General features: G+C 62.0%; 23 protein-coding genes and 1 pseudogene. 12 read left to right on the forward strand and 12 right to left on the reverse strand.

Translation table 11 applies throughout. The annotated features are described in order from the left end of the window. Positions 1 to 198 (forward strand): annotated as a pseudogene (locus KHO30_RS35835) (hypothetical protein); the annotation flags it as partial. Here KHO30_RS35835 and KHO30_RS35840 read toward each other — a convergent pair. Continuing rightward, a complete protein-coding gene (locus KHO30_RS35840; RefSeq protein ID WP_211703752.1) occupies positions 155 to 1,207 on the reverse strand; it encodes an NAD(P)-dependent alcohol dehydrogenase in 1,053 nt (350 codons plus the stop codon). The pseudogene KHO30_RS35835 and the gene KHO30_RS35840 sit on opposite strands and share 44 nt — an antisense overlap. Before the next feature lie 320 nt (positions 1,208 to 1,527). Between KHO30_RS35840 and KHO30_RS35845 the strand changes: the two genes are divergently transcribed. After that, a complete protein-coding gene (locus KHO30_RS35845) occupies positions 1,528 to 2,544 on the forward strand; it encodes an AraC family transcriptional regulator (protein WP_200619198.1) in 1,017 nt (338 codons plus the stop codon). Positions 2,545 to 2,564: 20 nt separating this feature from the next. Here the strand turns inward: KHO30_RS35845 and KHO30_RS35850 are convergent, their stop codons facing one another. The 3 genes from KHO30_RS35850 to KHO30_RS35860 form a co-directional block, all read right to left on the reverse strand. Next, positions 2,565 to 3,338, reverse strand: a complete 774-nt coding sequence (locus tag KHO30_RS35850) for a molybdopterin-dependent oxidoreductase (RefSeq protein ID WP_054036452.1) — start codon at positions 3,336 to 3,338, stop codon at positions 2,565 to 2,567. Next, positions 3,335 to 3,967, reverse strand: coding sequence for a cytochrome b/b6 domain-containing protein (locus KHO30_RS35855; RefSeq protein ID WP_211703753.1), 633 nt, complete (start codon positions 3,965 to 3,967; stop codon positions 3,335 to 3,337). The genes KHO30_RS35850 and KHO30_RS35855 overlap by 4 nt, the downstream gene beginning before the upstream one ends. Before the next feature lie 99 nt (positions 3,968 to 4,066). After that, a complete protein-coding gene (locus KHO30_RS35860; RefSeq protein WP_054036450.1) occupies positions 4,067 to 4,699 on the reverse strand; it encodes a hypothetical protein in 633 nt (210 codons plus the stop codon). Positions 4,700 to 4,881: 182 nt separating this feature from the next. Here KHO30_RS35860 and KHO30_RS35865 point away from each other — a divergent pair, with 182 nt between their 5' ends. Together KHO30_RS35865 and KHO30_RS35870 are read left to right on the forward strand one after the other, a co-directional pair. Continuing rightward, the gene (locus tag KHO30_RS35865; protein ID WP_093638501.1) at positions 4,882 to 5,553 is read left to right on the forward strand and encodes a heavy metal response regulator transcription factor; all 672 of its coding nucleotides are present in this window, start codon (positions 4,882 to 4,884) and stop codon (positions 5,551 to 5,553) included. After that, positions 5,550 to 6,950, forward strand: coding sequence for a heavy metal sensor histidine kinase (locus KHO30_RS35870; protein WP_211703754.1), 1,401 nt, complete (start codon positions 5,550 to 5,552; stop codon positions 6,948 to 6,950). Before KHO30_RS35865 ends, KHO30_RS35870 begins: the two co-directional genes overlap by 4 nt. Position 6,951: 1 nt before the next feature. Here KHO30_RS35870 and KHO30_RS35875 read toward each other — a convergent pair whose 3' ends face one another. Then, positions 6,952 to 7,371, reverse strand: a complete 420-nt coding sequence (locus KHO30_RS35875; protein WP_200619202.1) for a VOC family protein — start codon at positions 7,369 to 7,371, stop codon at positions 6,952 to 6,954. 161 nt (positions 7,372 to 7,532) lie between these two features. Here KHO30_RS35875 and KHO30_RS35880 point away from each other — a divergent pair, with 161 nt between their 5' ends. Continuing rightward, the gene (locus KHO30_RS35880; RefSeq protein WP_093638833.1) at positions 7,533 to 7,856 is read left to right on the forward strand and encodes a VOC family protein; all 324 of its coding nucleotides are present in this window, start codon (positions 7,533 to 7,535) and stop codon (positions 7,854 to 7,856) included. A 204-nt stretch (positions 7,857 to 8,060) separates the two neighbouring features. Beyond that, entirely contained in the window at positions 8,061 to 8,363 is a 303-nt protein-coding gene (locus KHO30_RS35885; RefSeq protein ID WP_093638511.1) for a putative quinol monooxygenase, read from the forward strand. An 80-nt stretch (positions 8,364 to 8,443) separates the two neighbouring features. On the opposite strand, the gene KHO30_RS35890 is transcribed toward KHO30_RS35885, so the two are convergent. Then, complete coding sequence (locus KHO30_RS35890) at positions 8,444 to 9,922, reverse strand: sensor domain-containing diguanylate cyclase (RefSeq protein WP_093638515.1); 1,479 nt, start codon at positions 9,920 to 9,922, stop codon at positions 8,444 to 8,446. 268 nt (positions 9,923 to 10,190) lie between these two features. Between KHO30_RS35890 and KHO30_RS35895 the strand changes: the two genes are divergently transcribed. From KHO30_RS35895 to KHO30_RS35910, 4 genes are all read left to right on the forward strand, one after another. After that, complete coding sequence (locus KHO30_RS35895) at positions 10,191 to 11,123, forward strand: 2-hydroxyacid dehydrogenase (protein ID WP_211703755.1); 933 nt, start codon at positions 10,191 to 10,193, stop codon at positions 11,121 to 11,123. 145 nt (positions 11,124 to 11,268) lie between these two features. Continuing rightward, positions 11,269 to 14,190 (forward strand): molybdopterin-dependent oxidoreductase, encoded by a 2,922-nt coding sequence (locus tag KHO30_RS35900; protein ID WP_211703756.1) that lies wholly within the window; start codon positions 11,269 to 11,271, stop codon positions 14,188 to 14,190. Between the two features lie 92 nt (positions 14,191 to 14,282). Then, positions 14,283 to 15,038: a 4Fe-4S dicluster domain-containing protein gene (locus KHO30_RS35905; protein ID WP_200619206.1), complete on the forward strand. Its 756-nt coding sequence runs from the start codon at positions 14,283 to 14,285 to the stop codon at positions 15,036 to 15,038. An 11-nt stretch (positions 15,039 to 15,049) separates the two neighbouring features. Beyond that, entirely contained in the window at positions 15,050 to 16,000 is a 951-nt protein-coding gene (locus tag KHO30_RS35910) for a dimethyl sulfoxide reductase anchor subunit family protein (RefSeq protein ID WP_211703757.1), read from the forward strand. A gap of 62 nt (positions 16,001 to 16,062) precedes the next feature. Here KHO30_RS35910 and KHO30_RS35915 read toward each other — a convergent pair whose 3' ends face one another. Further along, the gene (locus tag KHO30_RS35915; protein ID WP_211703758.1) at positions 16,063 to 18,627 is read right to left on the reverse strand and encodes an adenosylcobalamin-dependent ribonucleoside-diphosphate reductase; all 2,565 of its coding nucleotides are present in this window, start codon (positions 18,625 to 18,627) and stop codon (positions 16,063 to 16,065) included. A gap of 381 nt (positions 18,628 to 19,008) precedes the next feature. After that, entirely contained in the window at positions 19,009 to 19,293 is a 285-nt protein-coding gene (locus KHO30_RS35920; protein ID WP_028197253.1) for a DUF3331 domain-containing protein, read from the reverse strand. 345 nt (positions 19,294 to 19,638) lie between these two features. Here KHO30_RS35920 and KHO30_RS35925 point away from each other — a divergent pair, with 345 nt between their 5' ends. Further along, a complete protein-coding gene (locus KHO30_RS35925) occupies positions 19,639 to 20,721 on the forward strand; it encodes an AI-2E family transporter (protein WP_093638538.1) in 1,083 nt (360 codons plus the stop codon). 71 nt (positions 20,722 to 20,792) lie between these two features. Here KHO30_RS35925 and KHO30_RS35930 read toward each other — a convergent pair whose 3' ends face one another. Together KHO30_RS35930 and KHO30_RS35935 are read right to left on the reverse strand one after the other, a co-directional pair. Next, positions 20,793 to 21,653: an alpha/beta hydrolase gene (locus KHO30_RS35930; RefSeq protein WP_211703759.1), complete on the reverse strand. Its 861-nt coding sequence runs from the start codon at positions 21,651 to 21,653 to the stop codon at positions 20,793 to 20,795. Between the two features lie 120 nt (positions 21,654 to 21,773). Continuing rightward, positions 21,774 to 22,883 carry an OpgC domain-containing protein gene (locus KHO30_RS35935; protein ID WP_211703760.1) on the reverse strand — a complete coding sequence of 370 codons (1,110 nt, stop codon included), beginning with the start codon at positions 22,881 to 22,883 and terminating at the stop codon, positions 21,774 to 21,776. 548 nt (positions 22,884 to 23,431) lie between these two features. Between KHO30_RS35935 and KHO30_RS35940 the strand changes: the two genes are divergently transcribed. Then, a complete protein-coding gene (locus tag KHO30_RS35940) occupies positions 23,432 to 24,604 on the forward strand; it encodes a porin (RefSeq protein ID WP_211703761.1) in 1,173 nt (390 codons plus the stop codon). Between the two features lie 85 nt (positions 24,605 to 24,689). On the opposite strand, the gene KHO30_RS35945 is transcribed toward KHO30_RS35940, so the two are convergent. Further along, on the reverse strand, positions 24,690 to 24,989 hold the full coding sequence (locus KHO30_RS35945; protein ID WP_244864221.1) for a hypothetical protein: 300 nt from the start codon (positions 24,987 to 24,989) through the stop codon (positions 24,690 to 24,692). Between the two features lie 253 nt (positions 24,990 to 25,242). After that, the gene (locus tag KHO30_RS35950) at positions 25,243 to 25,830 is read right to left on the reverse strand and encodes an NUDIX domain-containing protein (RefSeq protein WP_200619213.1); all 588 of its coding nucleotides are present in this window, start codon (positions 25,828 to 25,830) and stop codon (positions 25,243 to 25,245) included. Between the last annotated feature and the right edge of the window lie 10 nt (positions 25,831 to 25,840).

Consider the following 25,840-nt stretch of genomic DNA (forward strand, 5'->3'; position numbering starts at 1 on the left):
CCGCTTTCTTTTGCCTACTTTTCTTTGCGGCGGCAAAGAAAAGTAGGTGCCGCCCCGCACAGGGGCAACGCTAATAGACCACTAACAAATCAAGGAAAGGCCAAAGCCCCAGGAACATGGCCAAAAAAGCGCCGCAAAGGCAAAAAAACCAAAATCACTTCCGTAAGGAATCCAGATCAACAACAAACCGATACTTAACATCACTCTTAAGCATCCGTTCAAAAGCGTCATTGATCCCATGCATAGGAATCACCTCAATATCCGAAGTAATCCCATGCTCGCCGCAAAAATCCAGCATTTCCTGCGTCTCAGCAATCCCACCAATCAACGACCCAGCCAGCCGGCGGCGCTTAAAGATCAGATTGAACACCTGCGGCGACGGATGGTCATGCTCCGGCGCTCCAACCAGCGTCATCGTCCCATCGCGCTTGAGCAGATTCAAAAACGGATTCAAATCATGCTGCGCAGCCACCGTATTCAGAATGAAATCGAAGCTATTGGCATGTGCGCCCATCTCCTCAGCATTCTTTGAAATGACAACCTCATGCGCACCAAGCCGCTTGGCATCTTCAATCTTCGACGGCGACGTCGTAAACAACACGACATGCGCACCCATCGCACGGGCCAACTTCACGCCCATGTGACCCAGGCCGCCAAGGCCGACAATCCCGACCTTCTTGCCAGGGCCGGCGCCCCACGTGCGCAGCGGCGAATACGTCGTGATACCCGCGCACAGCAACGGCGCCACACCCGCCGGGTCGAGGTTCTCCGGCACGCGCAGCGTAAATGCCTCATCCACCACCAGCTGCGTCGAATAACCGCCGTAAGTGATTTGACCGTCAACCCGGTCCACGCCGTTGTACGTGCCGACAAAACCGTTTTCGCAATACTGCTCGAGACCTTCCTCGCAACTCGCACACGTGCGGCACGAATCGACCAGGCATCCCACGCCCACCAGATCGCCTGCCTTGTACTTCGTCACGTCCGGACCAACTGCCGTTACACGGCCGACAATTTCGTGGCCCGGCACCACCGGGAAAACCGTGTTCTTCCATTCGTTGCGTGCCTGATGCAAGTCGGAATGGCACACACCGCAAAACAGGACTTCCATCTGCACGTCATGGGCGCGCAGTTCGCGGCGCTGGATTTCGAACGGAGCGAGCGGCGCGGTCGCGTCGGTCGCTGCATAGGCGTAAGTCGTGCTCATGGGTAACTCCAGCAAAGAGGATGACGTCGCAAGGCGCCGGCGATGGGCGACGCGCGTCGCCGATGCGGCCAAACCTTGTCATGGACCGGGATCAGGGCGCAGGCGGTGGTCGACGCTTTCACCGAAACGGTGAACGGGTAACCGAGCCCGGCGCAGCGTGGAAATAGATGATCCGGTAGGGTTCCCATAGTAGGGGCCGGGAGCAAACCGGGGAATACCTGAATATCTTGAAGATTTGCCTAAAACTCCTGGCGATGAGCGCAGTAGGTCGTTTGGTGCTAAATTTCAAGCATTATTCTCTTGCGCGTCACTATACCGTCATGTCAACCCGTTCCGTTGAACCCGCCTCGGTCACTCATGATCCGGCCGAGCGCGGCCAGTCCGCTGGCGGCCCGGCCGATTCCGCCCAGCAGCGTCTGGTCGACCTGTTCGATTTGCTCGCGCCCAAACCGGGCGTGACGCGTTCGAGCTTCGAAGGCGTCAACCTGTTGCGCGCCAATAGTCCGATGCCGCGTATGCCCGTGATGTACGAGCCGAGCATCGTGATCGTCTGTCAGGGCCGCAAGCGCGGTTTTCTCGGCGATCAGGTGTTCCAGTACGACGCACAGCAATACCTGGTGCTGTCGGTGCCGCTGCCGTTCGAATGCGAAACCGAGGCGAGTCCGGAAGAGCCGTTCCTCGCGATCTCGGTGCGCGTCGATCTGACCATGGTGGCTGAGTTGCTGATGGCGCTGAACGAAACGCAAGGCGCTACGCAGAACGAGCCGCTCGGCATTTATTCGACGCCGCTCGACCCGGCTCTCTCCAATGCCGTGCAGCGTTTGATGGACGCGTTGGCCTCACCGCTCGATGCGCGGATTCTGGCGCCAGGCGTAGTCCGCGAAATCTGTTATCGCGTGTTGACGGGCGAGCAGGGCGATGCGATTCGCGCGGCGCTCACGCATCAGAATCATTTCGGCCGCATCGCCAAGGCGCTAAGGCGTATCCACGCCGACTATCAGGGGCAACTCGACGTCGATACGCTCGCCTCTGAAGCCGGCATGAGCCTCGCCGTTTTTCATGCGCAATTCAAGGCCGTGACGGCGACCTCGCCGATGCAATACGTGAAGACCACGCGTTTGCATCACGCGCGTTTGCTGATGGCGCACGATGGTTTGAATGCAGGTGCGGCCGCGGCACGCGTCGGTTACGAAAGTGCGTCGCAATTCAGCCGCGAGTTCAAGCGTCTGTTCGGCCTGAGCCCGGTTGATGAAGTCAAGCGTATGCGCACCGTGTACGACGCACCGCCGCCGCCGCGCGTAGTCAAGCCGGTCCCGCGTTATGTGACCGCCGTATAAGCGCGCGTCCTCACGAAGCGTTATAGCCCGCTGAACCAGTTGTACCCCTGGTCTTCCCAATAGCCGCCAGGGTTCGTGTTGGTCACGAAAATCGCCGCGATGTGCTTCGGATTCTTGAAGCCCAGTTTGGTCGGTACGCGCAGCTTCAGCGGGTAGCCGTATTTGGCCGGCAGCGGCGCGTCGCGGAAATCGAGCGTGAGTTGGGTTTGCGGATGCAAGGCGGTCGCCATGTCGAGGCTCGAGTAATAACGGTCCGCACATTTGAAGCCGACATAGCGTGCGCTCAGATCGGCGCCGATGCGTTCGAGGAATGTGCGAAACGGTACGCCACGCCATTGCCCGATCGCGCTCCATCCTTCGATGCAGATGTGCCGCGTAATCTGCGAAGCCTGGGGCAAGGCGCGCAGTTGATCGAGATTCCACGTGCGCTTGTCCGACACCAGACCCGACACTTCCAGTTGATACGTCGAACCGTCGATATCCGGCGCGTCGAACTCAGGATAGAACGCGTTGAACGGGAACGGGTCGGTGATCTCTTTCGCCGAGTAGGTCGGCGCGAGCTTGTTGCGATCGAACAGCCACCCCTGCACGCGATCGTTCCAGCGTGACATGGCCCACAGCACCTTGTCGACCGAATCGCCGTCCTGCATGTTGCAACCCGAGAGCATCGCCAGCGCACCGATCGAAAGCGACGAGCGCAGGAACAGGCGCCGTTGCAATCGTTCGATTTGTGGTTTGTGGTCGGCGAGGACAATGCGCGTGCCGCGCGAGTCTTTGCGTTCTGCGTCGCTCATGCTTCGCTCCTTTCGTGCGTGGACAGTCGGGCGCGGCCGGTCAACATCGGCAGCAACGTGCGCGGCACCAATAGCACCAGCGCCAGATGCACGACGACGAAACCCACCACGCCCGCCATCGCGACAAAATGCACGCGACGCGCGAAATCGAAACCACCGAATAGTGCGGTAAGCCACGAGAATTGCACCGGCTTCCAGATCGAAAGCCCCGACGCCACCAGCAGCACGCCAAGGAACAATACGAAGAGATAGAGCGCACGCTGCACCGCGTTATATTTGCCGGTATCGTGCGGCAGCTTGAACTGCATCGCCAATGCGGCATCGTGTACGACGTCGCGCGGATAAACAGGCAATAGCTTGCGACGAAAATGCCCGCGCCCGATGCCATACGCCAGATACAGCAGGCCGTTCGCGCACAGCAGCCACATGGCCGCGAAGTGCCATGCAATCGAGCCGCCCAGCCAGCCGCCTACGGTCGCCCACACCGGAAACTTGAACGGAAAGAAGGGCGACGCGTTATAGATCGCCCAGCCGCTCATCACCATGCAGACCATGGCAAACGCGTTGATCCAGTGCGTAATTCGTACGACGAGTGGGTGAACGATGAAGCGCGCTTGCGGTTCGGGCATGGTCAGAGATGATGAAACAGGGAAAAATATGAAAGCCGCGTCATTGAGGCACGCGGCTGTTCGAATGGCTAAAAAGCGAACGGTCGAAGAAACGCCGTATTACATCGGCGGCGTTACACCGTGCTCGCCCGCGGAGATGAAATTAGCCGCCATCGAGCCATCAGCTTCCTTGTGGGCGAACAGCACGACCTTCGCACCTGGCACCAGCAGCGCGCGATCACCCGGTTCGAGCGCGACGATAGGCACGTCTTGCGGAATCACGATTTTCTTTTCGCCGTCCTTGTACTTGACCGTGATCGTGCGGCCGTTGCTAACCACGAGCGAGCCCACCGTGCCGTTGGTCATCGTGCTGTTCGTGCCGAGGTCCCACGGGCGATGACCTTCGCCGGAGCCACGCATGCTGGCGGGGAATACGTGCACTTCGAGCGCCTTCAACGAGCCGTCGGGCTGCGGGATCGCGGCGGTGCCAACATAGCTGTCCGGCTTGATGTCGTTCACGTCGGCAATCGTCACGCCGCGAATCGGCGTGTCTTTGGCGAGCTTCACGTCGACGTCCTTGCCGTCGCGCGTGTGGACCTTGAGCACATCGCCCGAGAGCGATGTCACGGTGCCACGTACGCCGGTGGGCGCCGCGGTCTGAGCTTGTGCGGCGGATCCTGCTGCGAACAATGAGGCGGCGACGAGCGCGGGGGCAACGAAGGCGCGCATCGCATTAGCGGAGACAATCTTCATGAGTCTGCTCTGGGTGGGTGAAAGATAGCGTCAGGTTAGGCGTGCGATCGGCTCCGCCAAGTGACAGATGGATGACAAAAACGTCATGAACGGCGCGCCGCAGCCACGTAGAATGGCCGCCATATCCACGTCCACATTCATGACCCACGCCCACGGCGGCGCTCGGGGTCGGAAACCAGGCAATGAGCATCCTCGTCATCGAAGACGACCCGAAAACCGGCGACTACCTGAAGAAAGGCCTGCGCGAAAGCGGCTATGCGGTCGACCTTGCGCGCACCGGCACCGATGGGCTGCACATGGCGCTCGAGCACGCGTATGACCTCGTGGTGCTGGACGTGATGCTGCCCGGCATCGACGGTTGGGAAATCATGCGTGCGTTACGGGCGCGGCGCGATCTGCCGGTCATTTTTCTGACCGCGCGCGATCACGTCAGCGACCGCATTCGCGGTCTCGAGCTCGGCGCCGACGATTACCTCGTCAAGCCTTTCTCGTTCACCGAGCTGGTGTTGCGCATCCGCACGCTGTTGCGCCGCGGCGTGATCCGCGAGAGCGATGTGTTCGAGATCGCCGACCTCAAGCTCGACGTGCTGCGCCGCAAGGTGACGCGTGAAGGCGTCGAGATTCCGCTGACCAATAAGGAATTCATGCTGTTGCATCTGCTGGTGCGCCGGCAGGGCGAGGCGTTGTCGCGTACGCAGATCGCCTCGGAAGTGTGGGATATGAACTTCGATAGCGACACCAATGTGGTCGACGTGGCGATCAAACGGTTGCGCGCGAAGATCGATCATCCGTTTGAAAAGAAGCTGATTCATACGGTGCGCAGCATCGGCTACACCTTCGGCGACGGCGCATGAAACTGTGGACCGAACGTTCGTTGACGGCTCGCACCACGGTGCTGTTCGCCTCGATCGCGTGCGTGGTGATCGGCACGTTGGGCATGTATTTCTACCACTCCGCCGAGTTGTCGTTGCAGCGCCGCGCGGACGTGGTGCTCACCGGCCGTGTCGAGCATTTCAGCCGCATCGTGCACGACCTCTATTCGGTCAGCGACTTGAAGAGCCGGCCGTTGCTGTTCGAGAGCATGCTTGGCGCGGAGCAGGACGTGCTGCTGTTTCGCCGTCCGGGCGAAGCGCCGTTTATCGACGTGAACCCCGGCAATGTCGCGGTGCCTGCGCTGCAGGCCGGCACCGCGGAGCACTTGCCGACGCTCTCGGACATTCGACAGACCATGCTGCCGGACGGCGTGCCGGTTCATTGGGCAATCGCTACCGTCAAAGCGCGTGAGGATGGCAGCGAAGTCGAAGTGATCGCCGCGCATCCGATGACCCAGGAAATGCGGATGCTGGCCGCCTACCGCAATCGAATCGTGCTGGCCACGCTGACCGGCATGCTGGCTGCCACGCTGCTTGCCTATTACGTGCTGCGCCGCGCGTTGCGGCCGGTGCGCGAGATCGCCACGCGGGCGGCGCAGATCAGTCCGGCAAGTTTGTCGGTGAGGCTCGACAGCGAGGCCGCGCCAGCCGAATTACGCCAGCTCACGCATGCCTTCAACGCCATGCTCGACCGTCTTGCCGATGGCTACCAGCGCCTCTCGCAGTTCTCCGCCGATCTGGCGCATGAAATTCGTACACCAGTGGGCGCCTTGATCGGCCAGACTCAGGTCACGCTCGCCAAACCGCGCGACGTCGATGAATATCAGCAACTGCTCGAATCGAATCTCGAGGAGCTGAGCCGCTTGAGCCACATCGCGGAGAACATTCTGTTTCTCGCGCACGCGGACCATGCGGCGCTTTCCATCGACCGTGAGCCGGTCGATCTGCGCGATGAACTCGTCAGGATCGCAGACTATTTCGAAGGCCCCGCCGATGAACGCGGCATGCGCTTTACCGTCGAGGCCCAGGGCGTGGTGTCGGCCAATCCGATGCTATGCCGGCGGGCGATCAACAATCTTGTCGTGAATGCGGTGCGATACGGCGCGGACGATACGGTAGTGCGGTTGAGGGGCACACAGGACGAGCAGGGCGCGACCGTGGTGGTGGAAAACGACGGTGCGCCAATTCCCGGTGAGCAACTGGACCGCCTGTTTGACCGTTTCTACCGCGGAGATGCAGCACGCAGCGAGTTCACCGAATCGAGCGGGCTGGGGCTCGCGATCGTCAAGGCAATCATGCATCTGCACGGCGGCACGGCGCGCGTGGTGTGTCCGGTGCCGGGCGTGGTGCGCTTCGAATTGCGCTTTCCGGGCGCTTAGCTTAGCGGGTTGTTTGCGTGGCTGACGTTGGGTCCGGCGCATGGCAGCACACGCAGAGCTTGTTGCCATCGGGATCGCGAAAGTAGGCGCCGTAATAGTCCGCGTGATACTGCGGTCGCAAACCCGGCGGACCTTCGCAGGCGCCGCCGTGAGCAAGCGCCGCAGCATGCGCGCGATCGACCGTGGCGCGGTCCGTGGCCAGCAGGGCCAACATCTGGCCGTTGCCGACGGTGGCAGGACGACCGTCATGGGGCCTGCTGATCACGAACAGCGGCCGCGGCGCGTCTGCTGGCATCCAGCCGGCCCAGCACGCATCCTCATCACGGAACTTGAGCCGCAGTCCTAGTGTTTCCATCAGCACGCCATAGAAGCCGAACGCGCGCTCGAAATCCGTAATGCCGACGAATACGTGGGAAAGCATCAGTGTCGCTCCTCGTTTGTTTTGCAGGCCGACCCAGGCCGGGCCGGATACCGTTACAGCGCAAACCGGTAATGCCGATACCGGGATGATCGCGCAACTGGTTGCGGCAGCGCGCGGCGGATACGATGAAACATCTCATCCTAATCGTCGGGAAAACCGCTATGAAACGCTTCCACATTGCTTTGGCCGTTACCAGCCTCGAGGCTTCCATCGACGATTACAGCGCCCGTCTTGGCCAGCCGCCCACGGCCGTGGTGCCGGGCCGTTACGCGATGTGGCGAACCGAACTGCTCAATTTTTCGATCAACGAGATGCCGGACAAAGGTGGGCAGCTTCGGCACGTCGGCTTCGAGGACGACTCTGTAGACGGTTACTCGAGCAGCAAGGACGTAAACGGCCTCGAATGGGAGCTGTTTTCGGCGGAAGAGCAGGATCGGCGAATCGTCAGCACTTACGGCGAGGCCGTGCGAACCGACAAAGGCTGACATGCTTTTCTGCGTGGATGCAACCTGAATGCCTGTGCCTGATGGTGCCTCGCGCGACCCGATGTGCCCCCATGCTCTTCGGCACAGCTTCACGACCGCCGCCCTATACTTGCTGAGGGGCTTGACGAGCCGATGCCTTTCACAGCGCTTTGCCGGCCCGGCAAAGCGGATCCATTGTCCTCACTTCACCCAGGGAGTCGCGCCATGGTCAAACTCGCTCTGTACGTTCGTCTTGAAGCCAAACCCGGCAAGGAACAGGATGTCGAGGCCTTTCTGCTGAGCGGCTTGCCGCTCGTCGAGGAGGAGCCTGCTACCAGCGCCTGGTTCGGTCTCAAGCTTGGACCGACCACCTATGCCATTTTCGACGCTTTCCCCGACGAAGCTGGCCGCGAGGCGCATCTGAACGGCAAGGTGGCCGCTGCGCTAATGGCGAAGGCCGGCGAGCTATTCGCCACGCCGCCCAGCATCCACAAACTCGATGTGCTGGCATCCAAATTGCCAGGCTGATTGAGCTGCCAATCCGCTGACACGGCGCGGCCTTTTCAACAATCGAATTACACCGTACCAACGTGCGAGGCCGTCGGGCGTTAGTCGCTCGACGCGTCCGCAGACGGACGGTTCGCATAGTGCGCGTGCTTTTCCTCATACATCAGCAGATCGGCGCGTTGCACACCGGCTTCGAGACGGTCGCCGCGCTGACATGTCGCCGCACCCATCGAAAGACTCAGCAGCGAGCCCGGATAAAACTGGTTGTTCAGATCGACCAACTGGCGGATTGCATCGACCATCGCGGCGCCGCCACGCTCGTCGGTGTCCGGCATCAGGATCGCAAACTCGTCGCCGCCGATGCGCGCGGCGTGAAACGGCGCGTCCGTCGCTTTGGCGAGGACTTCGCCGGCTCGCCGTAACAGCGCGTCACCGGCCGCGTGGCCGAGCTGGTCGTTCACGCGTTTGAGGCCATTCAGATCGGCCATGATGATCGTCACCGGCCACGGACCCTTGCGCTCCAGCCGGTTCAGTTCATCCACGTAAAAGGAACGGTTGCGCAGCTTGGTCAGCACGTCATGCTTGCCAAGGAACTCCAGATAAGCTTCGGCCTTCTTGCGCGCCGTGATGTCGGTGAGGGCCACCAGCACCAGGTCCCAATTCTTTTCATGACCCGGTAGTACGGAGAACTGCAGGTGCACATGCACCTCGTTGCCGTCGAGCGAATAGTTGAGCACTTCGCGCTGCTGGAACAGCTTGCCGTCCCATAGATCGATCAGCTGCTCGCGGAAATGCGGCCGCATATCGTCGCGGAAAACGTCCGGCAGGCGCGCCAGCAGCGTTTTCTTGTCTTTTGCCACGAACATGTCGAGCGTGTGCTGGTTCACGTCGAGTACGTGGATTTCCTGCATGCAGCGCTCGACAAACTCGGGATGCACGTCGGTAAACACGCGGAAATCGCTGATGCCGGCGGAGCGCGCGTCGTCGAGCAGACGCTTGACCGCGCTGAAATCTTCCACCCACAACGAGACCGGCGAATATTCGAACAGACCGCGCACATACTGTTCGGCGAGCGTCACGCGATGCCGCGCGCCTTCGAGTTCGGTAATGTCTTCGACCGATACGAGCACGCGGTCCCAGCGGTCTTCATGGCCGGGCAGCACGGCGCCCTTGAGCAGCACGTCGAGGCGGCGTCCGCCGAGCGTGTAGTTGACCGTCTGGCTCGTGAAATGCGCCTGGCCAGCCCACAGTTGACATAGCTCCTCGAGGTGAGTCTTGAGCATGTCGTCGCGGAACACGGAGGCGAGATTGCTGGTGAGCGCGTCGAAATCGGCGGCCTCGAATTGCGTCAGCGTTTTCTGGTTGACCTTGATGACGCCGATGCTATGTGCGCATTCGGCGACAAGGGCTGGATATTGGGCGAAATGGGCACGCAGATCGGTCACGCCTTCTGCCCGCCATTTGTCGAATAGCGCGCGCACGCCGCTGAAGTCTTCGAGCCAGAGCGAGACAGGCGCGAGTTCGAACATTTCGGAATCGTCGTTGGCGGGCGCTGAGCCGCTTCGGAGGGTGTCCTGCATGAGATTCCCGTGGTCGGAGTTCCGGCTATTCTAAAGCGGCTTGGATTCGGCTCAAAAGAAAGACGCATGGCGCATATTTTTCGCGCCGATCCATTCACGAAGATAACGGCGTGGTTCGCAGGGACTTTAAGCTGCGCGGCGGCAAGTTCGCAACCGGGTTTTTTACTTGCGAGCTCAACTGATCGCCCGCCAGCAGGGCCACGGGAGGCTTGTTACACTCACTCGTCGCATCCCCCGTCTCTCGTCGCCTTAAGAAAAAACACCCGTCATGAAGCCATCCCTGCTGGTTCTGATCCCCTTGAAAGACGCAAGCCGCGCCAGTGTCGAGACTGCTTTCGACGTCGTCTATGCCCCCGATGCCGGCCAACGAACCGCCGCGATCGCCGCGCACGGCGAGGCGATCCGCGCCGTGCTGACTAGCGGCACAGCGGGGCTAGCGGCTGCGGAAATCGACCGGATGCCGCAACTCGAGTTTGTCAGCGCACTCGGCGCCGGCTACGAAAACCTCGCCGTCGATCACGCTCGCTCGCGCGGCATCGTACTCGTCAACGGCGCGGGCACCAACGATCACTGCGTGGCCGATCACGCGTTCGCCTTGCTGCTTGCGGTGGTGCGCGACGTGCCGCAACTCGATCAGGCCACCCGCAAGGGCGCCTGGCGCGACACGTTGCCGATGCACCCCAACGTGTCCGGCAAGCGGCTCGGCATAGTCGGGCTCGGCAATATCGGCGAGAAGATCGCGCGGCGTGGCGCCGGGTTCGATATGGAAATCGGTTATCACAACCGCAAACCCCGCGAAGGCTCGCCGCTGCGCTATTTCGACAGCGTGCAGGGTTTGGCGCAATGGTGTGACTTTCTGGTGGTCGCGACGCCCGGTGGCGCCGGTACGCGTCATCTGATTGACAAGGCGGTGCTGGACGCACTCGGGCCGGACGGTTTCGTGGTCAACGTCTCGCGCGGCAGCGTGGTGGATACCGCTGCTTTAGCGGATGCGCTTGCCACCAGCGCGATCGCCGGCGCGGGTCTCGACGTCTATGAGAGCGAGCCGCATCCGCCTGAGGCCTTGCTGACGCTGCGCAACGTAGTTCTGACGCCGCATGTGGGCGGCCGCTCGCCGGAGGCGATCACGGCTTCGGTCGACAATTTCCTCGCCAACGCCAGACGGCACTTTGCCGGCGAGGCGGTATTGACGCCGATCTGACATTTGAAGGCAAACTGAAACCATCAGCCCAGCGGATAGTTTCTCTCACAAATCGCGATTTCCCTTGTAGGCTCGTGGCGAATAGGATGGTCGGTATCAAACCCACCTCGCTTCGACACAGCCGGAGCCGCGACGGAGATCCCGCATGGAACATCACGCCCGCACGCAGGACGAACGGCTCGAGATCAAGACGACTACCTGCTACATGTGCGCCTGCCGCTGCGGCATCCGCGTGCATCTGCGTGAAGGGGAAGTTCGCTATATCGACGGCAACCCCGAGCATCCGCTGAATCAGGGTGTGATCTGTGCGAAGGGCGCCTCGGGCATCATGAAGCAGTACTCGCCCGCGCGCCTGACCCAGCCGTTGATGCGCAAGGCCGGCGCGGAGCGGGGCAGTGCGCAGTTCGAGCCGGTGTCGTGGGAGGTCGCGTTCGACGTGCTCGAAAAGCGCCTCTCCGCGATTCGCGCCACCGATCCGAAGAAATTCGCGCTGTTCACCGGCCGCGACCAGATGCAGGCGCTGACCGGCCTCTTCGCCAAACAGTTCGGCACGCCTAATTACGCGGCGCATGGCGGCTTCTGCTCGGCCAATATGGCGGCCGGGATGATCTATACGATCGGCGGCTCGTTCTGGGAGTTCGGCGGCCCCGATCTCGACAGCGCCAAACTCTTCTTCATGATCGGCACGGCGGAAGATCATCACTCGAATCCGCTCAAGATCGCTATTTCGAAGTTCAAGCGCGCGGGTGGGCGCTTTATCGCAATCAATCCGATCCGTACCGGCTATGCGGCGATTGCCGACGAATGGGTGCCGATCAAACCCGGCACCGACGGTGCGCTGTTCATGGCGTTTCTGCACGAACTGATCGCGGCCGACGCCTGGGATCACGAGTTCGTGCAGCGTTATACGAACGCGGCGGAACTCGTGGATCTCGATGAGGCCAGCGAAAACTTCGGCCTGTTCGTGCGCGATCCGGATAGGCCGGTTGGCAATCCGCTGTTTCCGCAGAACCATCTCTGGTGGGATGCCGCAGCCGCGCGCGCCGTGCCGCACCATGCACCCGGTGTGACGCCCGCGCTCGACGGCCGCTATACGCTCGCGGACGGCACGCCGGTCACGCCGTCGTTCGCCTTGCTGCGCGAACGCGTGGCCGATTGCACGCCCGAGTGGGCCGCGGAGATTACGGGCATTGCCGCGGACACGATCCGGCGCCTCGCTGGCGAAATGATTCAGACGAGCCGCGATCACCGGATCACGCTGCCGATCCAATGGACCGACGCGTGGGGCAAGTCGCACGAGACCGTCACCGGCAATCCGGTCGCTTTTCACGCGATGCGCGGGCTAGCCGCGCATTCCAACGGCTTCCAGTCGATCCGCGCGCTGGCGGTGCTCATGTCACTGCTGGGCACGATCGACCGCCCTGGCGGCTTTCGTCACAAATCGCCGTTTCCTCGTGCGGTGCCGCCATCGGCGAAACCACCGAACAGCCCGGATGCCGTCAAGCCGAACACGCCGCTTGCCACCGGCCCGCTCGGCTGGCCTGCCGCGCCCGAGGATCTGTTCATCGACGAACACGGCGGTCCGGTTCGCATCGACAAGGCCTTCTCCTGGGAATATCCGCTTGCCGTGCACGGCGTGATGCATAGCGTGATCACCAATGCCTGGCGTGGTGACCCCTATCCCATCGACACGCTGCTGATTTTCATGGCCAACATGGCCTGGAATTCGTCGATGAACACGATGAAGGTGCGCGAGATGCTCGCCGACAAGCATGCGAACGGCGAGTACAAGATTCCGTTTCTCGTGGTGTGCGACGCATTCCAGTCAGAGATGACGGCTTTCGCCGATCTGATCCTGCCGGACACGACCTATCTTGAGCGGCACGACGCGATGTCGATGCTCGACCGGCCGATCTCCGAATTCGACGGTCCGGTGGATTCCGTGCGCGTGCCGGTCGTGCCGCCGACGGGTCAATGCAAACCGTTTCAGGAAGTGCTGATCGAACTCGCTTCGCGCCTCAAGTTTCCGGCCTTCACGACAGCCGAGGGCACGCGCCGCTTCCGGGACTATCCCGACTTCATCGTCAATCACACGACGACGCCTGATTCCGGCGTGGGCTTTCTGATCGGCTGGCGCGGCAAAGACGGCGACAAGGCGCTGGTCGGCGAGCCGAATCCGCAGCAGTGGGAACAATATGCAAAGAACAACTGCGTGTTCCATTACCGCTTGCCGGAGACGCTCCAATACATGCGCAACTGCAACGGGCCGTATCTCGACTGGGCAGTAAAAAACGGCTTCCGTAAATTCAACGAGCCGATCCTGATCCAGTTGTACTCCGACGTCATGCAGAAGTTCAGGCTTGCAGCGCAAGGCCGCAGGAGCGGCAGGCAGCCGCCTGAACACCTGCGGGCGCGGGTCGAAAAGTATTTCGATCCGCTGCCGTTCTGGTATGCGCCGCTCGAAAGCGATTCGACCGATCTCACGCGCTTTCCGCTGGCCGCGGTGACGCAGCGGCCCATGGCGATGTATCACTCGTGGGATTCGCAGAATGCGTGGCTGCGGCAGATTCATGGCGAGAACTATCTCTACATGAATCCGTTGATGGCAGCCGAAAACGGCATTGCCGACGGCAGCTGGATCTATGCCGAATCGCAATGGGGCCGCGTGCGCTGCATGGCGCGTTTTAGTGAGACCGTCGAGCCGGGGACGGTGTGGACCTGGAATGCGATCGGCAAGGCGTCGGGCGCATGGAACCTCGGCGCGGGGGCGAACGAATCGCAGCGCGGCTTCCTGCTCAATCACCTCATCACCGACGAGTTGCCCGGTCGCGACGAAGCCGCCGCGCGTCTCTCGAATTCGGACCCGGTGACAGGCCAGGCCGCGTGGTACGACGTGCGCGTGCGCATCTATCCGGCGGAAGCGGACGCGCGTCATACGCTGCCGCAGTTCGGTGCGATGCCCGCGTTGCCGGGATCGAACGGAGTGATATCGCGGGTCGTGCAGACCTATTTCGCGGGGCGCGGCGAATTCGCGGCACGGCTGCGCGGTGCGGTGGGGCGCAAGTGATGCAGGATTCGCACGCGAGCAAGGCGAAACCCGGGCACGGCAGAACGGCGGGCAGCGTGCGAATAACGCAGTAAAGCAGCAAGGAGCCTTTGATGACTCAGATGGCCTTAGTGATCGACCTGAACGTGTGCGTGGGATGCCAGGCTTGCGTGACGAGTTGCAAGGAGTGGAATACGTCGGGCGAGTCGGGCAGTCTCGCCGATCTCAATCCGTACGACGCCGATCCCTCCGGCACCTTCTTCAATCGCGTGCAGAGCTTCGAGGCAGGCAGCTACCCGAACGCCGACACGATCCACTTCCCGAAGTCGTGCCTGCACTGCGAGGACCCGCCGTGCGTGCCGGTGTGTCCGACCGGCGCCAGCTACAAGCGCAAGGAAGACGGTCTCGTGCTGGTTGATTTCGACAAGTGTATCGGCTGTAAATACTGCGCGTGGGCGTGTCCGTACGGTGCGCGCGAACTCGACGAAGCGCGCAAGGAGATGACCAAGTGCACGCTATGCGTCGATCGCATTCACGATGAAAACCTCTCCGAACGCGACCGGCAACCCGCGTGCGTGCTCGCGTGTCCGACTTCAGCGCGACTGTTCGGCGATATTCACGATCCGGAGTCGGTGGTGTCGAAGGCAATTGAGGAACGGGGTGGTTATCAGTTGATGCCTGAGTGGAACACCAAGCCGGCGAACCACTATTTGCCGCGCATTACGACGTCGGCATCGGGTTGCGGCAGCGATGCATGCTCGTGCAAGGGCGCGGGCACGGCGCTTGAGACGCCCGAATCGCTCGAATCACTTGATGCGCAACTCGAACACGGCCAACTGCATCTTGCGTCAATGGCGACGCGCATCTAAAGGACCTCGCGATGAATCCGGCTTTTTCAGTGGTTTTTCTCACTACATTGAGCGGCGCGGCGCAGGGCCTGCTGATCGCGCTCGTCGGCGTGGAGACGGCCGCGCATCTGGGACTCGTCACGGCGCCCGCGGATGTGTTCTATGTCACCGGCGCGGGCGTGTCGGTCGTGTTGGGTGTCCTCGGGCTGATCGCCTCGTTTTTCCATCTCGGGCATCCGGAGCGCGCATGGCGCGCGGTCGCAATGTGGCGGACGTCGTGGTTGTCGCGTGAATGTCTGTGCCTGCCGGCGTTTCTCGCCTGCGCGTTTTTCTACGGTATTGCGCACGGGTTCGGCGCGCCGTGGTCACTCGCGATAGGTTGGCTCGGCGTGCTGGCAAGCGCGGCGCTGTTCGTCTGCTCGGCGATGATCTACGCATGCCTGCGCTTCCTGCAGGAATGGGCCACGCCGCTTACGCTGGTCAACTTCGTGCTGCTCGGCTGCGCGTCCGGCTTCACACTGGCGACGGCGCTGACCGCGTGGTTCGCGTCCGCGCTGACAGTGGGGCTCGCGGTCTGTGCCTGCGTGTTGACGCTCGCGGGCTGCGCGAGCCGCTCGGCATCGCTCGTGCGCAATGCGCGCTTACGGCCGAAGTCCACTGTGCAAAGCGCGACGGGAATCCAGAACCCGAAGCTCGTGCAGATCTCGCGCGGCTTCACCGCCGGCGCGTTCAATCTGCGTGAGTTCTTTCACGGCAAATCGGCGGGGACGCTGCGTGGCGTCAAGTGGGGGTTCCTCGCGGCTGCGTTTGCCGTGCCAGTTGTGCTGACGGCGCTGGGCGCGGGCCTGCATCCGATCGGGGTCTCACTCGGCTTGCTGGCCGCCGCATGCCTGGTGCAATACGCCGGCCTCGTGGCGGAACGCTGGTTCTTCTTCGCCGAAGCGAAGCATCCGCAGAATCTGTATTACGCGCGAGTCGGTTGACGCGTGGGTTGCCGCGGCCGTCCGATATCGGCGGCCGCGTCTGCGTTGCGGCTAGCTGTCACTTACCCGCACGCGCCGACTTCACCACACGCGGTACAGAAGTCGCAGCCATCCTTGCGAATCACCGCATTCGCTCCACACGAGCCGCATTTGCGGCCGAGCATGGTATGCAAGCCTTGCATACCGCCGGGTTGCAGCAAGGCGGCTTCGTTAGCCTCGCCAGGCGGCGGACGGATGCCGAAATCCGCCGGTAACGCAGTCTCGGCCTTCATCTGCCCGCGCGGCAAACGCGCCAGCATCCGCGACGGCACCTGATTGCCTTCGGCATCGAGAAAGCCGCGACGATGCAGAATCTGCTGGATCGCAAAGGCGAGCGCCGCCACTTCGGAGTCATGCCAGCGCGGCGTGCGGTGACCGTCGAGACGTTGCACCTCGCCGAGCCGCACCTGCCCACGATCCCATGACACCTTGCGCATATCCTGCAGGTTGCGCGCGACAAAACCCCCGCGTGCCGCGAGCGACAGCGAACGCATCGTCGCCGTGATCCATTGCTGCGATTCGTCGCGCTGCCCGGTCGGAATGAAGAATTCGATGGGGCGTTCGATCGTGACTTCTTCACCGCCCAGCCGTCCCGTCACTTCGATGAACGACACCGCCACGTAAAGCGACTTCTTGCCGGCTTGTGTCAGGTACTCGACCTTTTCGATGATCGCCGGCAATTCACCCTTGGGCCGGTGATCGATCGCGATCCGCAGCGGATCCTGATCGGTCTCGGCCAGCGTATCGTCTGCCTGCGGCGGAGGGCTGACGCTCAGCACCGCGCCGAGCGTTTCATTCGGGCGGTAGGTGGCGAGGCCTTTGAGGCCGTTTTTCCACGCGTCGAAGTAGAGGCTTTCGAACGCTTCGAACGGATAATCCGCCGGCACGTTCACCGTCTTTGAGATTGACGTGTCCACGTACGGCTGCACCGCGGCCATCATGTCGAGGTGGTCGCGCGCCGACATTTCGAGTGCGCTGACGAAGTAGTCCGGCAGGTTTTTTACATCGCCGCCGAGCTCGCGATAAAGGCGATACGCGTAGTCTTCGACATCGAACGACTCGCGGCCCCCGTCGGCCATCACCTTCATGCGCGTGTAGGTCCACGAGAAGGCCGGCTCGATGCCGTTCGAGGCGTTGTCCGCGAATGCGAGACTGACGGTGCCCGTCGGCGCGATCGATAGCAAATGGCTGTTACGGATGCCGTCCTGGCGTATCGCGTCCTTGATGTCATCGGGTAGGCGCGAGGCGAAGGTGCCTGCTTCCAGATAGCGTGCGGCGTCGAACAACTCGAACGCGCCACGCTCGCGCGCCAGTTCCACCGACGCCCGATAGGCCTCGTCGCGCATCAACTGGGCGATGCGCACCGCGAAGTCGCGGCCTTCCTGCGAGTTGTAACGCAGGCCGAGCATCACCAGCGTATCGCCTAAGCCGGTGAAGCCCACGCCGATGCGCCGCTTGGCACGCGACTCGTCATATTGCTGTTGCAGCGGCCATAGCGTGACGTCGAGCACGTCGTCGAGAAAGCGCACCTGGATGCGGGTGCGCTTGGCGAGCCCGTCCCAGTCGAACGAAGGCTTGCGGCCTTTCATTTGCGCGAACGGATCGACCACGAAACGCGTGAGGTTCAACGGTCCGAGGTTGCAGCAGCCGTAGGCCGGCAGCGGTTGTTCGCCGCACGGATTGGTGGCGCGGATGGTTTCGACGGCCCGTAGATTGTTGTCCTCGTTCATGCGCGAGATGAATACGATGCCGGGCTCGGCGACGTCGTACGTGGAGCGCATGACGCGGTCCCAGATCTCGCGTGCCGGCCGTTCGCTATAGACCCACAGGCCGTCCTCGCGTTGCCGCACATCGCCTGCCGCGCGCAGCGCAGGCGAAGGCTCGGCACGGTGCACGAGGGGCCAGGGCTGATCTTCTTCGACAGCGCGCATGAATTCGTCGGTGACGCCCACCGACACGTTGAAGTTGTTCCAGCGGCCTTTCGAATGCTTCGCCTCGATGAACTCGATCAGATCGGGGTGATTGCAGTCGAGCACGGCCATTTGCGCACCGCGCCGCGAGCCGGCGCTTTCCACGGTCCGGCACGAGGCGTCGAACACGTCCATATAACTGCACGGTCCGGACGCCGACGAACTGGTGGTATGAACGCGGGCGCCCTTGGGCCGGATCGCGGAGAAGTTGTAGCCAACCCCGCCGCCGCGGCGCATCGTCTCGGCGGCTTGCAGCAGCGCCACGTAGATGCCGGGCAGGCCCTGTTCGTCGACCCCCTGAATCGCGTCGCCGACCGGTTGCACGAAGCAGTTGATGAGCGTGGCGGCGATGCCCGTGCCCGCTGCGCTCATGATGCGCCCGGCGCCGAGCGCGCCGTGCCGCAGATTGTCGGCAAAGAGCGCTTCCACCGACTCGCGCAGGGCTTCCGGTTCCGCCTGAGCGACGCCGCGGGCGACGCGTTTGAATACGTCGTCGGCCGACTGCTCGTCGCCTTTGGCGTATTTCTCGAGCAGGACGTCCAGAGAGAATTGTTGCGGTGCAACTAGCGGGGCGGGAGAAACCGCTGCGGCGCGGGGTTCGTGCGTGTCTTCTGCCATGGTGTCGCCTCTCGTTTGCCGCGAGACGGCTGCGGCGCGTTCGAATGGGATGCGGGGCATTCATTTAACGCTGCGCGTCTGACAGGCGTGGTGGCCTGGCGCATCGAGGGTCACCTTAACGCACGTGGCCCGGGGCCGCAATCGGGCTTTTGGGGGCGGGACTGCAGAGTGGCTGCCGGCCAATGCCAGCGGCCTTTCGCAGCAGCCGTTATGACATACAGGCAGTGAGTCGACGAGCGGCGCCGGGCGTGTTGGAGAGCGGCTGAAAAAGCAGATAGCGCGACGGTGAGCCTGCGCCAATAAATTTCGAAGGGGGCCTACGACGGCAGCGGCCGTAAGCTCACGTCAGCCACATGTCGTCGAGGCAAAGGCAGAAAAACTTCAGGCTTCAACCAGTTCGCCCAACACTTCAGCACAAATCATTGCAGAAGCATTCGAAGGCGCCGGCCGTTCAGCCGGTTTGAACACCGCGTCGCCGCGGCGAATCTTGCGGCGTGTCACCGCGCACGTTCCCGACGTATGCGCCGAGCGTCGCCGCCAACGCTGCTCGCCGTAATGACAGCGCCCCGGTTCGACCCAGCGGATCACCAGCGTCGTGTCGGAGCGCTCGAGAATTTCGATGCGTACGCCATTGGTTCCGTCAAGGGGGATGGACTCTAAGGTCATCATCGTCGGCTCCGTATTGTGGTGTGCCGAATGTAGTCCCGCGCGCGGCGGATAGCCATTGTGCCGCGGTTGAAACACTGTTCCCCAAATAGCAACAATGAAACTTGACATTCGCGCTTACCCGAAACGGCGGGGCTTTGCGGGCGATATGCGCGGTGAATTTGCGATAGCGTGGATTTTTGCAACGCAGTGTTGTACGCAGTGCGACGAGCATGCGGCCTGCGAAGGGCGCCGGTGCTTCCTTTAAGATGTGGTTATTGATGAGCAACCGTGCGACGCAAGTGTAGCGGGTTTGGATTTTTCTGGTCGGCACGCGCGCATATCCACAAGAACTCAAGAGCCCACATGATTTCACGCCCCCCCGTAGCGCCACCCGAATCGCCGACACCGCCTGATTGCCTGAAAAAGCAGAAAGCGGCTTCACTCGTCCTGTATATCGCACTCGTGTTGCTGGCGCTGTGGGTCGTGCGCGATTTCATTGCGGTGGCGGCCTGGGCCGGCGTCATTGCGATCGCGCTGTGGCCGCTTTTGCAAAAGGCGGAAGGCTGCCGCTGGCTTGCGGGCCGCACGACGCTGATCGCCGCGGCGCTAACCCTTGCGATCGCATTGCTGGTGGTCCTGCCAGTGGGTATCGGCATTGCCCAGGCGCTGCGCGAAGCCCATGACATGAATGAGTGGTTCAAGGCCGCGCAGGAAAACGGTATTCCGATGCCGGACGTCATCCAACGCTTGCCGTACGGCGTGCAACAGATCTCAGCCTGGTGGCAGGCCAATCTCGCCCAGCCGCTGCGCGATTCGGCGGCAATGAAGGGGCTGCACAGCACCACGGTGATGACGCTAGGCCGCCACTTCGGTGCGCGCGCGGCGCACGGCGTGATGGTGTTCGCGTTCATGCTGGTCACGCTGTTCGTGATCTTTCAGGCGGGGCCGCGTCTGTCCGGCTCGCTGATGAAGGGCGTGCGGCGCGGCTTCGGCGAGGACGGCGCGCAGTTGCTCGCGCGCATGGCCGCGGCAGTACGCGGCACGGTGTCGGGGCTGGTGGTGGTCGGGCTCGGCGAGGGCGTGCTGATGGGCGTCGCCTATTTCGTGACCGGCTTACCGCACGTCGCGCTGCTCGCGCTCGTCACGGCGATTGCCGCGATGCTGCCGTTTTGCGCGCCGCTCACGTTCGGCCTCGCGGCCCTGTGGCTGTTCTCGCAAGGCTCGGTGGCCGGGGCCATCGGGCTTGCGGTGTTCGGCTCGGTTGTAGTGTTCGTCGCCGAACATTTCGTGCGGCCGGTGCTGATCGGCAACTCGACGCGATTGCCTTTCCTGCTCGTGCTATTCGGCATTCTCGGCGGGGCGGAGACGTTCGGTTTGCTCGGCCTTTTCATCGGGCCCGCGCTTATGACCGTTCTGGTGGTGCTGTGGACCGACCTCGTGCAATAGTTGCACGCACTTGTTGCACGCACATTGCCGGCGCAATCAGGATTGCTGATTTGCCGGCTTATTTTTCCTGATTACTTGTCCTGATCGCGCGCCGACTGTTTGACGCAGCCCAGCGTGTATTTCAGCGCGGCAGGCAGTAGTGCGCTCCAGACATCCCAGGTGTGGCCGCCGTCGATGATGCGCAGCGCCGCCGGATTCCCCGCCAGCCGAAGATGCGTGTAAAGCGATGACGCATCGGCCTGGATCGCCAGGTCGTCGTCGCCGGCGGCGATGAACATCGGCAGGCGATACGGTTGGCTCATGTAGCGTTCCCATTGCGCCGGATAGTTGAGCGCATGCCAGACGTGCGGATCGAACTGCCGGTCGCCGAACACGCCAACGCGGCGCGCCGCCGAAGCAAGCGGCGGCTCGTTTGCGTAGATCGCGGGGCTTAGCAGGAGCGCACCGCAAAAGTGCTCGGGTTGGGTCATGGCGTAGCGCAACGCGCCGAAACCGCCCATCGAAACGCCGCCGATCATCCGCCCGCTTCGCTGCGTCGCGACCGCGTAGCGCGTTTCGATCTCAGGCAGCAGATCGCTGAAGAACGCCGTCTCCATCTTCTCCTTGCGATCAACGTACCAGTCCGTGCCGCCCTGCGGCATCACGATCGCGACCGGTGGTATCTCCTTGTGCTCGATCAGTGCGTCGGCCGTGGTTTGCAGGTGGCCTTGCGTGAGCCAGTCGTTGGCGTCGCCATTGTTGCCGTGCAGGAGGTAGAGCACGGGAATGCGTGCGGCGTCGTGACGATAGCCGGTGGGCAGATAGATCGTGTACGCCCAGTCGCGGCCGAGCGCTTCGGAATGGAAGCTTCGGCTGATGACGGTGCTGGCGCTCGCCGGCGCGCCGACAGTGGTGCATAGCGCCAGGAGCGCGGAATGTAGGAATAGACGCATGTCAGAGTAAGAGGCCGCCGCGCAGGTCGCGCGCGGCCGTCATGCTATCAGGATCGGCAGTGAAAAATTGGCAGGCGGCAACACAGCAAAAGCTCGCGCGCGCATGCGCACGCCGCTTACTCAGGGCGACGTTCTGAGACGCAAGCTCCAGAGGTGCGTCGCGAAGCGCTTGAGCGGCTCAGATGCTCTCGCAACGGCGAACAGCGCACCGACTGCACATGCATCCGCTATCAGCCCGAGGGGATAGTTCAGATAGCCGTCAGTCGCCGCATACAGCACCGAATCGACGACCAGCGAAATCACGGCGCCCGCGATAAAGCACAGCAACCCTTTACGCCCGATCATGCCGACCCACGGCATCCATTGAGCGAGCTTCCTTGCCCAGCCGAGCTGGATCAGGTTGGCGACGAGCCAGGCAATCGCCAGAAAATTGATCGCGCGCAGATAGGAGAGATTTTGCTTGAAGCTGGCGTCAAGCGGCTCGCGTTCGATAAAGAGTTTGTAGTAGGCCGCGGCGGCGACCACGGCGAACGCCAGCACGCTGACCAGCCAGCCGAGCCGGTGTGCGCTGATCCGCTGATAAACCGGCTGGCAACGTGCCAACACGCCGAGCACGAACAGAAACTGCCAGGCAAACGGGTTGAAGTCCCAGTGCATGTCCGGCGCGGCGGGCAGGTAGGCGTCGATCGCCGGTGCGCCTGCCCACAGCGCAACGCTGCCGGCCAGCAGCAGCCATGGCTTGCTGCGCGCGAGCGGCAGGATCATCGGCACCAGCAGCGCGAAGAACGCGTACATCGGCAGCACGGAAGCGAGGTACGGCTGACGGCGGAACAGCAGGATGTCGCGCAGGGCGGCCACGGGGGTATCCATCAGATCGTCGAGATCCGTGGTGGCGAGATTTGGGCCGTCGATACTGAACGCGGTCAGCACCGCGCTGACCAGCAGCATCAGGCCGGCCGTGATGAGGAAGGCGCGATAGATTTCGAGCGAGCGCCGCAGGAAGCGGCTGCGCGCCGTCGCCTCGTTACGCCGTTCGGCGAGTGCCGCGTAGGCCGTCGCCGTGGCGAAGCCTCCGAGGAACACAAAGACTTCGGCCGCATCGCACAGCGCATAGGCGTGCAGCGTAACGCGCGACAGAATGCTGCCGCCGATGTGATCGACGACGATGATCAGGAGGACCAGCCCGCGGAAAAAATCGAGCTCGATCAAGCGGGATTGCGACTTTTGCATTGTGTAGTGCCAAAAGCAGCCCCGTGCGACGGCGCGCTAGTTCAGCGCAGCAGGCGTCTCACGAAGCTTTTGAAATTGGATTAGGTGTTGCGGCGGGCGGCGGACTGATGGATGCGCGACCCGCGGGGCGGTCATCCGTGTCGCCGCTTGAACCGGCCATGCCAGGCGCGGCTGCAGAGGCCAGTAAAAATGACCCATTTGAGGGCGCAGAGTTCCGCTGCAGCGCCGCAAAAGCTTTCGATTATATTTCCTTCCATGACAAAACTGCTGCGAAACCCGCAAGGCCGACGCGCCTAATGCGACACCCAGCTTAAGTCCCGACGGCGCGGCGCCGTTTACCTGAATAAGCGTTGCGAAAAAAGGGGCTGCCCCACGCAGTGGAGATTTCGCAACGTTTTGAGATATGCGCGCGACACCTGATGGACGGCGACGTAACGGCGTGTGAGGATTTCTTCAAAGCGCGTCGGGGTCGCTAAACGCCTCGAGAAGCGTCAATAAGAAAGCGGTCGGATCGAGTTGTCCCATTACTCGAGCTCAGGGAGATCTTCATGAACAAGCAAGTGTTCGCGCTGGCTGTCTCCACTGCTTTGTCCGCCACTTCGTTAGCGATTTTCTCCCTGCCTGCTTTTGCCCAGACGAGCGTGACGCTGTACGGCGTGCTCGATGAAGGCATCAACTACACCAACAATGTCGGCCGCGGCCATGTCTATGAACTCGCGAGCGGCTATGCGCAAGGCAGCCGCTGGGGTTTGAAGGGCGCCGAGGAGCTGGGCGGCGGCCTGAAGGCGATCTTCCAGCTTGAAAACGGCTTCGACGTCAGTTCCGGGCGGCTCAACCAGGGCGGCCGGATGTTCGGCCGCCAGGCGTTCGTCGGTCTGAGTTCGGAGCCATACGGCACCTTGACGTTCGGCCGCCAGTACGACTCGGTGGTGGACTATCTGGCACAGACCACGGCCAACGGCAACTGGGCCGGTTCCCTGTTCTCGCACCCGTACGATAACGACAACACCGATAACTCGTTCCGTCTCGACAACAGCGTCAAGTACACCAGCCCGTCGATCTCGGGCTTCCAGTTCGGCGGCGTCTACAGCTTCAGCAACGACACCGGCTTCGCCAACAATCGCGCCTACAGTTTCGGCGGCCAGTACACCTATGGCGGACTGCTGGTTGCCGCGGCCTATCTGCAGGCCGACAATCCCGGCAACGGCTCAAACGGCGCGATCACCGCGAACGACGCCAGTTTCATCGCCGCCCGCATGCGCGTGTTCGGCGGCGGGATCACTTATACCTTCGGCCCGGCCACGGCGGGCTTCGTGTACACCAACTCGAACTATCTGGATCCGACCGGCAACGGCTATCTCGGCGTGACGCCGCTCGTGCAGCCGGGCGTGCTGTTGAACTCGCTGAAGTATCAGAACTTCGAGGTGAACGGCAAGTATCAGATTTCGCCAGTGCTGTTCGTCGGCGCGCAGTACGTCTACACGATGGAAACCTACGACGCCACGAGCGGCGGCGTGAAGCCGAAGATTCATTCGTTCGGCCTGATGGCGGACTACAACCTGTCTAAACGCACCGATGTGTACATTCAGGGCGAATACCAGCAGGTGACCGGCGACCCCACCTATTCGATTCTGGACGACGCCTTCACGCCCGGCACGCAGTCGCCGTCATCGACGTCGAAGCAGGTCGTGGTGCGCGCGGCGATACGGCATAAGTTCTAGGAGATGGCAGGGCTCGCCGGTGGTGGGCTGAATGATGACTGCTGAGCCCTGGCGCGATGGATATCGCTTCCCGTACGACGGGAGATCAATTCATCACGTAGTTCTGAATCAGAATCCCGACTGCCACGCCGGCGGGAATGCCGAACGTTCTACCGCGAATAGTCGCGGTTAGATCTTCATCGAGTACGAAACTGCAGCGGCGTTCACGCCAGACGGTCTTATAAGCCAATGGTTTTGCATCGACGATAACGAGCGAAATGAGCACGGTGAGGATGACCTGTTCCAAAGCATGCAGTTTCGAGATAAACGGCGAAAAATCACCAGCATTGCACAGCAATACCATTACGACTGCAGCGATCAGGGCGCCGAAAAAGAAGCCACCCATGAATCTGTTCGCTGAATTAAGAGAATCCACTTAAACCTCAAATCATTCGCCGGCTTTATGAAGCTGACGAAGTAAAAAATATACTGACGGAAATGGTTTGCCCGTTCAAAGACCTGCCTCGCAATGACCGGGAGGCAGGTAGGCTTTAAAAGGACCCGTAAGGATATTTTTTTGACGTTCGCCGACATATCGTCCTTTTCCCAAAGTCGCGTGGGATTAGTCTGAAATGCCGCGGCTTGTGGCGAGGCAACGCTTACGCGCAGAACAGATTCAACTTTGCGTACTGCAACAACATGATTGTCTTCCCGTCGACGATCTCGCCGCGCTCGACCATCGCCAGCGCTTCGTTCACCGGTAGCTCCAGCACCTCGATATCTTCGCCCTCGTCGGCAATGCCGCCGCCCGCGCTGACTTTCGCCACCGCATCATATTCAGCGACGAAAAAGTGCAGCTTTTCTGTCACCGAACCCGGGCTCATGAAGGCTTCGAACACCTTGCGCACTTCATGCACGCGGTAGCCGGTTTCCTCTTCGACTTCGGCGCGAATCCGTTCTTCGGGCGAGGCTGCTTCCAGCAGACCCGCCGGCGCCTCGATCAGCATGCCGTGATGACCGTTGACGAACGCCGGTAGTCGGAATTGCCGCGTCAGCACCACAGTGCGGCGGCGCGGGTCGTATAGCAACAGCGTCGCGCCGTTGCCGCGATCGTAGGTTTCGCGGCTCTGGCGCTGCCAACGGCCGTCCGCGCGTTGGTAGTCGAAGGTGGTTTTCTTCAGCACGTACCAGTCGTCCGATAGCACTTTCACGTCGACGATCCGCACCCGCCCGGCGATTTCGTTCATGGCTCGCATC

Origin of the sequence: Paraburkholderia aspalathi, assembly GCF_905220735.1 — a bacterium.
Classification (GTDB): domain Bacteria; phylum Pseudomonadota; class Gammaproteobacteria; order Burkholderiales; family Burkholderiaceae; genus Paraburkholderia; species Paraburkholderia aspalathi.

Coding starts and splice junctions, on each gene's coding strand:
- KHO30_RS35920 (WP_028197253.1), bottom strand. CDS start 19,293: ATGACCTTAGAGTCCATCCCCCTTGACGGAACCAATGGCGTACGCATC.
- KHO30_RS35945 (WP_244864221.1), bottom strand. CDS start 24,989: ATGGGTGGCTTCTTTTTCGGCGCCCTGATCGCTGCAGTCGTAATGGTA.
- KHO30_RS35905 (WP_200619206.1), top strand. CDS start 14,283: ATGACTCAGATGGCCTTAGTGATCGACCTGAACGTGTGCGTGGGATGC.
- KHO30_RS35855 (WP_211703753.1), bottom strand. CDS start 3,967: ATGCCCGAACCGCAAGCGCGCTTCATCGTTCACCCACTCGTCGTACGA.
- KHO30_RS35940 (WP_211703761.1), top strand. CDS start 23,432: ATGAACAAGCAAGTGTTCGCGCTGGCTGTCTCCACTGCTTTGTCCGCC.
- KHO30_RS35950 (WP_200619213.1), bottom strand. CDS start 25,830: ATGAACGAAATCGCCGGGCGGGTGCGGATCGTCGACGTGAAAGTGCTA.
- KHO30_RS35875 (WP_200619202.1), bottom strand. CDS start 7,371: ATGCTTTCCCACGTATTCGTCGGCATTACGGATTTCGAGCGCGCGTTC.
- KHO30_RS35935 (WP_211703760.1), bottom strand. CDS start 22,883: ATGCAAAAGTCGCAATCCCGCTTGATCGAGCTCGATTTTTTCCGCGGG.
- KHO30_RS35925 (WP_093638538.1), top strand. CDS start 19,639: ATGATTTCACGCCCCCCCGTAGCGCCACCCGAATCGCCGACACCGCCT.
- KHO30_RS35915 (WP_211703758.1), bottom strand. CDS start 18,627: ATGGCAGAAGACACGCACGAACCCCGCGCCGCAGCGGTTTCTCCCGCC.
- KHO30_RS35885 (WP_093638511.1), top strand. CDS start 8,061: ATGGTCAAACTCGCTCTGTACGTTCGTCTTGAAGCCAAACCCGGCAAG.
- KHO30_RS35860 (WP_054036450.1), bottom strand. CDS start 4,699: ATGAAGATTGTCTCCGCTAATGCGATGCGCGCCTTCGTTGCCCCCGCG.
- KHO30_RS35900 (WP_211703756.1), top strand. CDS start 11,269: ATGGAACATCACGCCCGCACGCAGGACGAACGGCTCGAGATCAAGACG.
- KHO30_RS35870 (WP_211703754.1), top strand. CDS start 5,550: ATGAAACTGTGGACCGAACGTTCGTTGACGGCTCGCACCACGGTGCTG.
- KHO30_RS35930 (WP_211703759.1), bottom strand. CDS start 21,653: ATGCGTCTATTCCTACATTCCGCGCTCCTGGCGCTATGCACCACTGTC.
- KHO30_RS35910 (WP_211703757.1), top strand. CDS start 15,050: ATGAATCCGGCTTTTTCAGTGGTTTTTCTCACTACATTGAGCGGCGCG.
- KHO30_RS35840 (WP_211703752.1), bottom strand. CDS start 1,207: ATGAGCACGACTTACGCCTATGCAGCGACCGACGCGACCGCGCCGCTC.
- KHO30_RS35845 (WP_200619198.1), top strand. CDS start 1,528: ATGTCAACCCGTTCCGTTGAACCCGCCTCGGTCACTCATGATCCGGCC.
- KHO30_RS35890 (WP_093638515.1), bottom strand. CDS start 9,922: ATGCAGGACACCCTCCGAAGCGGCTCAGCGCCCGCCAACGACGATTCC.
- KHO30_RS35865 (WP_093638501.1), top strand. CDS start 4,882: ATGAGCATCCTCGTCATCGAAGACGACCCGAAAACCGGCGACTACCTG.
- KHO30_RS35895 (WP_211703755.1), top strand. CDS start 10,191: ATGAAGCCATCCCTGCTGGTTCTGATCCCCTTGAAAGACGCAAGCCGC.
- KHO30_RS35850 (WP_054036452.1), bottom strand. CDS start 3,338: ATGAGCGACGCAGAACGCAAAGACTCGCGCGGCACGCGCATTGTCCTC.
- KHO30_RS35880 (WP_093638833.1), top strand. CDS start 7,533: ATGAAACGCTTCCACATTGCTTTGGCCGTTACCAGCCTCGAGGCTTCC.